We start from the raw sequence: 12,254 nt of genomic DNA, 5'->3' as shown, positions 1-12,254 counted from the left end.
ACGCGTTGGGATGAAGGGTAGTATGTATTTAAATACAAAGGAACGTGGTACACGCTCCAGCGCGTATGATTTACCACACGAAGGGCACCCGCGCTCAAAGGTAAACCACCTGGCTTTGTTGCCAGCTTTGCCCGACTGGCGGGCGTCGTCGGCCAATAATTCTGATTCTGTTAAAGATGACTTCATATTAAGATCTTACGGTGTAAAAACACTACAAAAATACTTAACCCAAATTCATCATATGAACTAAATTTACTATTTGGCGGATTTATAAACAAAAGCTAATTCGATATAAGATTAGTAGAATAACTATAGTTTTAAAACAACGCTTACTATCGTCAATTCCTAAGTGCCGTTTTAAGCAGACTGACCGTCTGTATCAGGATACTTTCGTAACTTGCGCTTCGTTTATATAAATAAGCGGTGAAGCCTATCCGCTTTTTGTACATAAATCTCCTTTACTGCCAGTTTGGTAGCTCTATTACTGGCAGACTTACCTTTTGCCAATAGACTGCCTGCCTGCATTTTAGCGTTTTTTTTATTGGAGTTAGTTCTGAAATAGTCATTAAGTCAACTATTTCTGTTTGTCGACTTCTTATTACTTCACTTAAATAATAATACTGTTGGCCAGTTGATTAACTCAACGACCCACAGCCATCTTTTGATAATTAAATTACCTTATTCATGAGCAAACAAGCGCATATCCTGAAAGTAGTTGAGTGGGTACAAAAACACGGCTACAATGACATTAGAGCCAATGCCGAAGGGTATCAAACCCCAATCACGTATGGCCGTCAGCAGGACAGCGAACAGTTTATTCCCGATGTGACGGGAAAACAATTCGATCAGGAATCTTACTTCGAGGTTATTCTAAAATCGGATGCTGCCGAAGCAAGACATCTTTTGTCCAAATTAAAATTACTGAGTCAACTAGCTGCCGTAAAAGGAGGCAAGCTTTTCCTGATGTCGCCCAGGGGGCATCGGTCGTACGCGAAAGAAGTACTCGTTGAAACGAATGTTGTCGCGGAAGTTATCAACCTACCCTAGGTTGTTCGGTCTGCGCCCAGTATAAACCCGGCGCAGTACCCACTTCCTCCTGAACATTTTCGGTGATTTACGGGTAATAAGGCTACTGCTCGCATAGCCCGTTTATGTCCCTCTTCGTTATTGTCAGGCATGGCCAGTCACAATGGAATGCCGAAAACCGTTTTACCGGTGCAACCAACACGCCATTAACCGACCTTGGCCGACACGAAGCCCTGGAGGCCGGTGCGCTGCTAAGGGCAAAACAGCCGCCCAACTTTGCCATTGGTTTTACGTCGGTTCTGCAACGGGCTATCGATACAATGGCCATCATTCTGGATCAGATAGGTCAGCCAGATTTACCCGTTGAACGGAATGAAGCCCTCAATGAGCGCATGTACGGCGATTTGCAGGGCATGAATAAGCACGAAGCCGAAGAGCGCTTTGGGGCTGATCAGGTTTTCCGGTGGCGTCGCGGTTATGCCGATAGACCGCCCCACGGCGAGAGTTTAGCCGACACCCGAGCCAGGGTAATTCCCTATTTCAACCAATCCATTCTGCCTCACTTACAGACCGGCCAGCCGGTGCTGGTAGTTGCGCATGGAAATAGCCTTCGGGCTTTATTAATGGATCTGGAACACATCAACCCCGAAGACATTGAGAAAGTCGAACTGGCAACCGGTATTCCGCGCCAGTACGACTACGACCCGGCAACGGGCAACTTTCATCTCTTACCCGGATAAGCCGTAACTGCCTCCAACGATAGGCCTGACCCATAACTACGTTTTCCGCTTCTTCTTGCGGGCAGATGGAAACAGAACGTTGTTCAGGATGAGCCGGTAGCCTGGCGAATGCGGGTGTAAATTCAGATCGGTGGGGTTTCTGAACCCACCCCCACCGCGCAGGCCTTCGGGGTCGTGCCCCCCGTAGAACGTCCACTGCCCTTTCCCGGACTCACCATAGATGTAACGGTCGGATGTTTTGCCCTCCCCCATCACCAGCGAACTGGGTTTAACGGCACCTTTCCGGAAGGCAGTCGTTTGTCCGAAAAATTCTTTAATGATCGATTCATGGTTCTGAGTGAGCATGGCCGGAATGACATCCCACTTAGCCGAGAAATTGAATAGTTCGAAGAAGCCTCCCGCCTGATCGAAGCCGCGCCCCCCGGCCGAGTTAATGTCCGAGAATGTGGAGAACCCACGGTAACCGTTATCTCCTTCGAGGGTAAAGTTGCCAAACGCGAATGTTTTGCTGAAATCGAGTTTCGACTGGGCATTGGGGTCTACATCGTCGCCGTCGTAGCTGCTGCCCACAATATCGACACCATCGGCAGCCAGGGCAATATCGAGCGTTTCGGCGGCCGAGCACATGGCAAACAGATAGCCACCACCCGCACAAAACGCTTTAATTCCTTTGGCCACCGCAAGTTTCATCTGCGACACTTTCGAGAATCCGTATTTACGGGCAATATCCTCCTGCACCTTAATATCGGTCATGGATTGCCGGTGCATGTTACGGCCATACTGCCCCGTAAAATCCTCGTGGTGCAGGTGCAGCCAGTCATATTTGGGTAAGTCCCCCTTCAGCACTTCCTCATCGTAAACGACTTCGTAGGGAATTTCGGCGTAGGTGAGCACCAACAGAACCGCATCGGTATTTTCGAACTCGGCGGGGCTCACCTTGATGGGTGAATACACGATGATCTTGGCCGCTTTCTGGAGCGTCACCACATTCATGTTCACATCGGGGTCGGAAAGTTGCTGCCGGATGGAAGCGGCTCTGGCATCGGAGATAACTTCTACCGAAACGCCCCGGATACGGCATTCCGCTTCAATGGACGGAACTTGCTTGAGCATAAAGCTGCCGCCCCGGTAATTGAGCAGCCAATCCACGTCCAGGTCGTCTTTCAACGCTTTGTAAGCAATGCCATACGCTTTTAAGTGATTGGCCTGCTGATTGTCCATCGGAATGAGGATTGAATTGGCCCAGCCCGGTGCAGCCCAGCTACTAATTGCCAGTAATAACAGAAAACATAGGCGCTGTTTCATAGAGAGCATTATTTTTGACCCACTGTTGCAAACCCATTCCCAAACCGACCCATGGTCTGGAACTTCCCAAAAATTACTCGTTACGGCACCACGCTGGTTACTTCGTTCGCACTTGTCCTGTCTTTGAACAGCCAGGCTTTACCCACTCATGCTGCTATGCTGGAACCGGGCGTATCGCAAACCCTGGCCAGGGCCAGAAAGCAGGCAATCAGTCAACTGGCATATGCACTAAAGTTCGATATTCCGGGGCAGAAAAACCAGCCAATTTTATCTACTGAAACAATTACATTCGACTGGGCTGCTTCCCGCTGGCCCAAAGACGCGTCGGCTCGCCAGCTTCCGCTCGACTTTAAGGAAGAACGGGCTCATTTGCAGACGGTTTCGGTTAATGGCACCCGTGTTCCGGTTGTCTTTGAGAGCGAACATCTGTTGATTTCTACTGCTCTGCTAAAGCCCAAAAACAATGTAATTTCCATTGAATTTACTGCCGGTAATCTATCCCTTAACCGGAATGATGATTACCTGTACACCCTGCTCGTTCCCGACCGCACCCGAACGGTTTTCCCCTGCTTCGATCAGCCCGATTTAAAGGCCACCTTTCAGGTGTCGCTGACCGTTCCCGCCGGTTGGGAGACCATGACCAATTCGCCCGTGGAGGGTTCAACCCCGGCAGGTGATCGCAAGACCGTTCGTTTCCGCACGTCGAACCTCATCCCTACCTATTTGTTCTCGTTTGTGGCCGGAAAATTCACGCCCGTTACGCGCACGCTGAAGGGCCGTTCCATGACGCTGCTCCACCGCGAAACGGACTCGACCAAGCTGCGGCTTAGTACCGACCTGCTGTTTTCACTTCATGCCGATGCGTTAACGTTTCTGGAAGACTTTACCCAGATCAAGTACCCGTTTCAAAAGTTTGACTTCGTGGCCGTGCCCGACTTCCAGTACGGCGGTATGGAGCACGTGGGAGCCATCGACTATCGCTCATCGGCCCTGTTTCTGGACAATGGCGCCACCCGCGACCAGCGTCTGTCCCGCGCTCATGTAATTGCCCACGAGACAGCGCACATGTGGTTTGGCGACCTCGTGACCATGCGCTGGTTCGACGATGTGTGGCTGAAAGAAGTCTTCGCCAATTTTATTGCCGATAAGATTATGGAAGTCTCCACGCCCGACGCCAACTACGACCTTCAGTTTGTGGTCGACCATTACCCGGCGGCTTATGGGGTCGATCGTACCGAAGGAGCCAACCCCATCGGCCAGCCACTGGCTAATTTGCAGGAAGCCGGATCACTTTACGGGGGCATTATCTACCACAAAGCGCCAATCATGATGCGGCAGCTGGAGCAGCTGATGGGAAAAGACGCCCTGCGCAATGGACTTCGGGAATACCTGAAAAAATATACCTCCGCCAATGCCAGCTGGCGCGAGCTGATCGCTATTCTGGACACGCACACCCCGGCCGATCTGCAAGCCTGGAACCGCGTTTGGGTGACCGAAACGGGACGTCCGAAATTCACGTACCAGCTCGATCAGCAAAACGGCACCATCCGTCGCCTGACTCTTTCGCAAAAGGGCGAAGACGGTACAAATCGCCTGTGGCCGCAGCGGTTTACCATCGCGCTGGTCTACGCCGACCACGTTGATGAGCTCCCCGTCGACATGACTAAAGCCGAAGTTACGCTACCGGCAGCCGCTGGCAAAGCGGCACCCCTGTTCATGGTGTTCAACTCATCGGGGCAGGGATACGGGCTGTTTCCGGTCGATGAAGCCATGATCTCGCAGTTGGCAATGCTCAAAAACCCGGTTACGCGGGCCGCAGCCTACATTAACCTGTACGAAAACATGCTGGCTGGGCAGACCGTGAGTCCGGCACAGCTGGCCGCTACGTACCAGACGTTACTCAGCAACGAGCCCGAAGAGCTGAATCTTCGGCTACTAACCACTCAATTGTCGGATGTTGTCTGGACATTGACACGTTCCGATAAGCGGCCAGTCCTGGCGGCTTCGGTAGAGCAGGATGCCTGGCGGGCAATGGAGGCTGAGAAGGCTCCCGGCAAAAAGAAACTGCTGTTCCGACTTTACCAGGGTGTTGCCTTCAGCACCGAAGCGCGCCAGCGGCTTTATGCCATCTGGAACGAGCAGAAAGCACCGGCGGGCGTTACCCTTACCGAAGATGATTACACCTCACTGGCACTCGCGCTGGCTGTTCGGGATTATCCGGCCGATGGTATTCTGACCCGGCAACTGGCTCGAATCAAAAACCCGGACCGCCGGAATCGTCTGGAATTTATGATACCGGCCCTATCGTCGAACGTAGCCGAGCGCGACGCTTTTTTTACCTCGCTGGCGTCTGCAACCAACCGCGAGCATGAAGCCTGGGTAACCTCGTCGCTGGGGTATCTACACCATCCGCTACGGGCCGAAACTTCGGCAAAATACCTTCCCCAAAGCCTAGATTTACTGGAAGAAATCCAGCGCACCGGCGATATTTTCTTTCCGGAATCGTGGCTTCGGTCAACATTATCCAACTACCAGACGCCCGAAACGGCTCAACTAGTCCGCAAGTTTCTGGTCGACCGACCGAGGTATAATACCCGGTTGCGGGCCAAGCTACTCCAGGCGGCCGATGGCCCGTTTCGGGCCAGCAAGCTGGTATTTTAAAGCTTCGACATTGTTCCAACCGGGATGGTCGGTGTTACATCCGTTTTTTCACCTGAATTAAACTTATCTCACATGACTTTTTTCAGTTCTCTCAAAACCCGACTGCGCGTTATTGGCCTTGCCGAAGGGGTTTCCTATTTACTCCTGTTATTCATTGCGGTTCCGTTAAAACGGCTGGGTGGTTATCCGGAAGCGGTGGAGGTACTCGGCCCAATTCATGGACTCCTATTTATTCTGTATGTACTGATCGTCATTCAGGCCAAAATCGAGTACGGCTGGTCGCTGGGTAAACTGGCCATGGCTTTAGTGGCTTCCATCCTCCCCGGTGGCACGTTCTACGCCGATCATACCTTCTTCCGACACTTACCGGCAAATCCTGACTAATGCCAGATACACGCACATAGAAAAAGCCGGATGATTGCTCGTCCGGCTTTTTCTATGTGCGTGGAAAATCATCTGACGTACTATTTCAATGCCTCAAGGGCTGCGGCCGCTTCAGCGGCTGCGATGGCAGCACTGTTCTTCTCACCATATTCGTCACGTTGCGTTTCAAAATGCGCGAAAATTTCGGTGATGGAATCCACGTTTTCGGCGATTTTTTCATGCATGGTTCCTAAGTTCTGCTCCAGATAGGAATCGTTTAGACCATTCATGTTGTCGACTTCAATCTTGCCAATCTTAGCGATCAGGGCCGTTTGGCTATTCTGTAAATCTTCGAGTTCACGAACAATTTTATTCATCAGCTCAAACTTCTGCAACTTATCCATGCGCTCTATTTATGTTGAGTATTACAAGACTAAACGCCCGACCAGCCAAATGGTTTAGAAATTACGATTGAACCAGAATCCCGCTGGCTGATTTTCAGAAATCGTACGCCCTTAATTCACTACCACTTACTAAATATCGCCCTATTTTATACCATTCAGTAATAAAGAACACCTCTTACTTATTCACAAATCCAACATATACATACCTTGTTTACACTTACAAACAACATGACCCAATAGTTAATAATTTAGGACCCATATTTACTATTTAGGTTATTAAACTCTTAATTATTTTACCAATTCCTTTTATATACTAACCCGTTGAACACATGAAGAAATATTTACATGGCTTGATTGCCTGCCTGGCACTTTTCTCATACCAAAGTAGCTTTGCGCAGTGCCCTACAAAATATTACACCTCTGCCAGCACGTCCGTCAATAGTAATGGCACTGGTACCAATCAAGTGAATAATGCAGCCAATATTGTTGACGGGGATATTAACACACCGGCGATTCTAACATCCACCCTCACGCCTGGGCAGTCTGTTACGATGTCCATTACCACAGAGTTGAACGAGACAGTTCCGGCAAATACGTTGCTGTATCTGAAGGCCAACGATCTAGCCGGTGTAACAATTGACGTGTATAATGGCGCAACGTTGATCGTATCGCCTAACGTCACCGTAACGACCAAGACAGCCAGTGGTTTTAGTTTCTTTGAACTTACGTCTACGCAGCCAATAACGAGTGTTAAAGTAACGTACATCAATATAAATACGCAGACTACCCAGACACGACTGTTGTATGAGTTTTTTGCGGGTACTCAATGCGCTCCATTACCAGTAAGTTTGACAGCCTTTACGGCAAAGGCTGTTAGTGGCAAAGCGGTACAGCTCAACTGGGTTACCTCTATGGAGCGTGATAACGACTACTTTGTCGTTGAACGCAGCAAAGACCTGGTTCAATTCGAGACCGTTGGGCGTGTAAAAGCCAAAGAAGGTACTCAGGGAAATACGTATGATTTTGTCGATGAACACCCTTATTTTGGCACCAGCTATTACCGTCTGAAGCAAACCGATCTAAACGGCACAAGTGCTCTTCTTCGGACAGCCTCGGTGATACTCCGCAGCGATTCGTACGGCATATTCCCAAACCCAGTTATCGACAATAAGTTTGTGTTACGTCTGGATGAGCCTCAAACAGCCGAAGTAGCCTTGTATAGTTCGGATGGCCGGTTGATTCCAATACAAAAGACAGGTACCGATGAGGGTCTTCTTATGCTCAAGTCAACCCGTAAACTCACAACCGGTATCTACCTCATTACCGTTAAAGAACGCGCCCAAACGCGTACGCATCGTGTAGTTGTCGAATAACCCCTTTCTTTTAATTATTCAACTCGTTAATTACCCCGACCAATGAAATCGACTAAAAAAGATATATCGACTCCCCTGCGTAAAAAAGCGTACCGTACTCCAACACTGAAGGCGCTGGGTAACGTCAAAAAAATAACCTTAAAAACAGGCTCCAGCGTCGACGGTTTTGGTACGTTCGGTTAATACCGAGCCTCCCGACAGTCGCAATTAAAAAGTCAGTAGCCTGCTTTGCTCTTGGTGAGCAAAGCAGGCTACTGTGTTAAATCAGGGTTGGTTCTGTTGTTACAGCGGGGGTAGGAGCAACTACCCGGCTAGCGCATGTTAAGTTGGTGAATCAAGCTCTTTTTAGTACCTTCCAGTCTATTTCCACCTTTGTTCATGGCTATTACGCTTAACACCCGCATCGAATTAGTCTCCAATCAATCGTCATCGGTTATTGGCAACGAAACTATCCTCCTCGACTATAAAGCGGGTAATTATTACGAGTTGAATGAGGTTGGCGGGTTTATCTGGGCACTGTTGCAGGAAAAAAGAACGATGCTGGTTCAGGATATTCAGGACGAACTTTTGGCAGAATTTGATGTAGAACCATCTGTGTGTCAGGAAGAGTTGATGTTGTTTCTAGATACCCTATCCCGTGAAAAGCTTATCGAAACAAAGGTATAGTCTGGCAAAACTCAGCGTGTTAAGCTGGTCGGAGAAGGTACTTTTAGTACGTGTCTTTGCGGTATTGTTCGCCTATAAATGCTTGCTGCTGGTTGTTCCGTTTCGCACATTTCTAAGCTCCCGGAGTCGGATTGAGGCTGGCGAAGCGCTTTCGGAAGAAAAACTTCGTCGGGTAATCTGGGCCATTCAGGTACTTAGCGCCCGGTTACCGCTGGGGTTCACCTGCCTGGTTCAGGCCCTTAGTGCTAAATGGCTGCTGAAAAACCATCCGACCATCCGTATTTATATCGGTGTTCAGAAAACGGAGAGCCAGCAATTTGCGGCTCATGCCTGGATCGTCTATAAGGACAAAACGATTCTGGGCGAACAGCTAAACCAAGTGTTCAAACCTATTTTGAACTGGAATTAAGCTTCAATGGCGCATCCGTTTTCACATCTCTCCGCGAGTCGTTCGCATCCGTTTCTCCATGGTGGTTAGTTTTTCGCCCGAAGTTAAGTTACTGTTGATGGCCTGTTCTGTTTCGCTGTCACCTGAGAAACAGAACAGGTTGACTGATTTTCTGGGTCAGCATGCCGTCAACTGGGATCGCGTGTATACCCTGGCCGTTCGGCATCGGCTCACCCCGTTTTTATACCGTTCGCTTTACCAGATTCCGGCTGTTCCGGCGTCATTTATCCGTACGCTTCAGGAAGAATGCCGAACAGCGGCCACGGATAACCTGCTGAAACTGCACCACTACCACCAGCTGGCGGCTCTGCTAACCGAAAATAACATCGACCATCTGCCCCTTAAAGGTGTGTACCTGGCCGAACATTTCTATCCGGACAGTAGCCTACGCATTAGTGGCGATATTGACATACTGGTTCGACGGGACGATGGGTTCAGGGCTATTCGCCTGTTACAAGCCAATGATTATGAATTAAATAATCAGCAACGACTTCACTGGCAACAGGGCGAAGAGGTAATTCTGGACGATTTACATGAAGTCAGTTTATTCAAGCCGTTCTTTAACAACAGCCATTTTGATATTGACCTGCACTGGCAAATCCTGTGCTTTAACCGGCATTACGCCCGCTTCGACCTGAATTACGTTCGTGCGCAACCAAACGTTTCTGCCGAACGGGAGATTGTTCTTCTGATCGTTCATCATGGCGTCAACAATGTCTGGCAGCAGCTTTACTACATAAACGATTTGTACTTCTCACTCCATAATCGGGATATCAACTGGAACTGGCTGCTTGAGGAACTGCGCCGATACGGGATTGAGGAGGTCTTTCTGGCAGGCCTGTACTGGTGCGTACACATTTGGGAGTTACCCCTTCCGAAGGCCGTTGAGTCGCTGGTAAATTCGTCCCGGCTTCGCTCGTTAGCCGATCGGTACGCTGAAAACTGGGAAGCCGACGAACCCAGCAAATACAGTAAATTGATCGTTAAACAGGCAACCCTGCTGCTGAATGCTCAGACGCGAATAGGCAAACAGCTAACCGTTTGCGGTACGTTTCTGAGTAGTCGAATTTTCAGGTACAGCATTTTCAAAGTTGGAAACCGGTTTGTTTACGTACCCAAAGAACTGGGACTTATCACCCTGTTCGTTCGTGCGGGCCAGTCCCTGACGCGCTTTTTACCAACGCGTCGCTAGCCGATTTCAGGGCGTTTGGGGCAAGGTGTCCAGCCACAGTGCCAGGTAAATAACCCGGCACAACATCCAGTTGAAGCGGGACTTTCGAATCACGGGCACTTGCTCATCGAAGACTGTTTTCACAAGCTGAGCAAACTTTTCCGGATCAACCACCGTCCAGATGGCATGGGTAGGCGACGAAAAAAGCGCACGGGTGGCCTGATGAAGTTGCTGAGCGGAGAGTGTGCTGTATTCCACAAAATTGGCTTTGGTGAGTCGGTTGGCAACGGCAGGTGGCAACACAGTTGCTAAGCCATTCCGAATGAGTCCCCTCCCCCGCCCCTGGTCGAAGTGGACCGAAAGGGGGGTTGCCAGGCACAACTCAATAACATTTTTGTCGAAGAAAGGAAACGAATAGCTATGCCCGTAGTATTCGCCAATGTGGTTCATTTGCTCGTTACAAATGATGTTGGTCGTGTTTACCACCTGGTTGAGTGGCATCTGCTGGCCCCCCACCCGACTAGCCGCCAGCCCCTCCGTGGTTTGCTGCGCCCGAAGCGGCACCCTAAGATTGAATGCATCACTTAGTGGGCTGGCAAGCGGTGCCGTTGCCTTCAGTCGGATCAGCAATCGCTTCGACAGGTGTGTGATAAAGGCCGACGACGACAGCCCAAGTGCGGCCTTTTGCGCCCGAAACACGGTTAGAAAGCTAGGAATCGACTCCTCCCGAAACCGTTTTTTCAGGTTGCTTCCAATGACGGCCAGCGCGTATCGCTCAAATTTTACCTGCTCGGATAAGTTCGCCCAATTTGCATCAATGTGCGTCAGAGTGCGGCCTGGCAAGCCAATCACCTGCCGACAAGCCGTTTTTAGATTCACCCAGTCGGCGGCATCTACGAGCTGCTCCAGAAAGTCAAAACCCGTTGTTACAACACTATCGCCGTCGTGACCGGTTAGCAGGCTATCGCAGCCGATCTGCTGCGTAGCCAGCGACACACTCAGGTGAAAGCTGGATGGGATAATAAAATGCTCCGGTCGGTCGAATAACTGACTGATTTTCTGCACCGATTCCAGCACATCAGGTACGGGATGAACCGTGTGGTGGTGAGGATGCCATTGGTCAATTACGGCCTGCACAAAAACCTGCTCATCGGCAGCGGGTTGTTCGGTGTCGATGTTGAAGGTATGCAGGGCCGGGCGTTGCTGTTGTTGTAGCAAAGCCTGCGCCACGCAACTCACCGACGATGAATCGAGTCCTCCGCTCAAGTGCGCTCCAACGAGTTTCTTACCGGCCATCCGTCGGTTAACGGACTCCGTAAAACCAGTTTGAAATAAGGCTGAATACTCGTCGGCACGGGACAAATTCGCAAACCGGTTTAGGTCAATTTTCCAGTAGGGTCGCACATCGACGCTCCGGGCATTCACCTCAACAGAATGACCGGGCAACACGCTAAAAATACCCTCATAAAAAGTTTCAGCGCCGTAGGGGACATACTCAGTGGTCCAGGTCAGGTACTCCCGAAATTTATGTTCATTCGGTCGGATGGTTACTTCCTTCAGGGCCAGCAACGCTTTTATTTCGGACGCAAAGGCGGCAAAGCGACCGGGCTGATGGACGTAATACAACGGTTTTACGCCCATGATGTCGCGGGCGAAGACGAGCGTTTGCCGGGGTTGGTCCCAGATAGCCAGGGCAAAATCGGCCGTCAGGTCGTTGAACGAACGGGAACCGGACTGCCTATACGTTTCCAGAAGCGAAGAGTTGAATGATCCGCTGTGGGCGTCTACATCGGCGGTTGCATACGTCGAACCGGCAGTATCGAGCTTAGCACCGAACGCCAGCAGCAACCCTCCCTCTACTACCTGACTGGCAACCTGGCCCCGGTGCTTGAGCAACTCAGTTATCCGGCTTCGATCTATGTCGGTTACCTGTTGCCCATCAAATCGAATCATTCCCGCAATTCCGCCCATACGCTTGAATAAACACAGTAGTTACGTTATCTATAGTCGCTAAAACTACCCAATTTATGGGCAAAAGGGCTTTACATGGGTATCTTTTGTACATTCGTAGCCGCATCCGGCAAGGTTAACCACCCC

Annotated in this window: 12 protein-coding genes; 9 read left to right on the top strand and 3 right to left on the bottom strand. The window is 50.2% G+C overall.

What is annotated here, in order from left to right:
* Positions 1–684 precede the first annotated feature (684 nt).
* On the top strand, positions 685–1,047 hold the full coding sequence (locus tag CRO74_RS01740; RefSeq protein ID WP_097124282.1) for a hypothetical protein: 363 nt from the start codon (positions 685–687) through the stop codon (positions 1,045–1,047).
* Positions 1,048–1,151: 104 nt separating this feature from the next.
* On the top strand, positions 1,152–1,766 hold the full coding sequence (locus tag CRO74_RS01735; RefSeq protein ID WP_097124281.1) for a 2,3-bisphosphoglycerate-dependent phosphoglycerate mutase: 615 nt from the start codon (positions 1,152–1,154) through the stop codon (positions 1,764–1,766).
* Between the two features lie 36 nt (positions 1,767–1,802).
* Here the strand turns inward: CRO74_RS01735 and CRO74_RS01730 are convergent, their stop codons facing one another.
* A complete protein-coding gene (locus CRO74_RS01730) occupies positions 1,803–3,071 on the bottom strand; it encodes an asparagine synthetase B (protein ID WP_097124280.1) in 1,269 nt (422 codons plus the stop codon).
* 51 nt (positions 3,072–3,122) lie between these two features.
* Here CRO74_RS01730 and CRO74_RS01725 point away from each other — a divergent pair, with 51 nt between their 5' ends.
* Entirely contained in the window at positions 3,123–5,732 is a 2,610-nt protein-coding gene (locus CRO74_RS01725; RefSeq protein ID WP_097124279.1) for a M1 family metallopeptidase, read from the top strand.
* Between the two features lie 72 nt (positions 5,733–5,804).
* Positions 5,805–6,116, top strand: coding sequence for a DUF3817 domain-containing protein (locus CRO74_RS01720; protein ID WP_097124278.1), 312 nt, complete (start codon positions 5,805–5,807; stop codon positions 6,114–6,116).
* A gap of 80 nt (positions 6,117–6,196) precedes the next feature.
* Here CRO74_RS01720 and CRO74_RS01715 read toward each other — a convergent pair whose 3' ends face one another.
* Complete coding sequence (locus CRO74_RS01715; protein ID WP_097124277.1) at positions 6,197–6,499, bottom strand: hypothetical protein; 303 nt, start codon at positions 6,497–6,499, stop codon at positions 6,197–6,199.
* Positions 6,500–6,828: 329 nt separating this feature from the next.
* Between CRO74_RS01715 and CRO74_RS01710 the strand changes: the two genes are divergently transcribed.
* From CRO74_RS01710 to CRO74_RS01695, 5 genes are all read left to right on the top strand, one after another.
* Positions 6,829–7,872: a T9SS type A sorting domain-containing protein gene (locus CRO74_RS01710; RefSeq protein ID WP_097124276.1), complete on the top strand. Its 1,044-nt coding sequence runs from the start codon at positions 6,829–6,831 to the stop codon at positions 7,870–7,872.
* A gap of 42 nt (positions 7,873–7,914) precedes the next feature.
* On the top strand, positions 7,915–8,055 hold the full coding sequence (locus CRO74_RS31445; RefSeq protein WP_179830097.1) for a hypothetical protein: 141 nt from the start codon (positions 7,915–7,917) through the stop codon (positions 8,053–8,055).
* 195 nt (positions 8,056–8,250) lie between these two features.
* Positions 8,251–8,538, top strand: coding sequence for a PqqD family peptide modification chaperone (locus tag CRO74_RS01705; protein WP_097124275.1), 288 nt, complete (start codon positions 8,251–8,253; stop codon positions 8,536–8,538).
* Positions 8,510–8,947: a lasso peptide biosynthesis B2 protein gene (locus CRO74_RS01700; RefSeq protein ID WP_245877730.1), complete on the top strand. Its 438-nt coding sequence runs from the start codon at positions 8,510–8,512 to the stop codon at positions 8,945–8,947. Before CRO74_RS01705 ends, CRO74_RS01700 begins: the two co-directional genes overlap by 29 nt.
* Before the next feature lie 58 nt (positions 8,948–9,005).
* The gene (locus CRO74_RS01695; RefSeq protein WP_245877729.1) at positions 9,006–10,178 is read left to right on the top strand and encodes a nucleotidyltransferase domain-containing protein; all 1,173 of its coding nucleotides are present in this window, start codon (positions 9,006–9,008) and stop codon (positions 10,176–10,178) included.
* Between the two features lie 6 nt (positions 10,179–10,184).
* On the opposite strand, the gene CRO74_RS01690 is transcribed toward CRO74_RS01695, so the two are convergent.
* The gene (locus tag CRO74_RS01690; RefSeq protein WP_097124274.1) at positions 10,185–12,128 is read right to left on the bottom strand and encodes an asparagine synthetase B family protein; all 1,944 of its coding nucleotides are present in this window, start codon (positions 12,126–12,128) and stop codon (positions 10,185–10,187) included.
* Positions 12,129–12,254 lie beyond the last annotated feature (126 nt).

Source organism: Spirosoma fluviale (assembly GCF_900230225.1).
In the GTDB taxonomy this organism is placed as follows: domain Bacteria; phylum Bacteroidota; class Bacteroidia; order Cytophagales; family Spirosomataceae; genus Spirosoma; species Spirosoma fluviale.
Note: the sequence above shows the minus strand (reverse complement) of the source record. Positions and strands in the feature narration are given on the sequence as shown.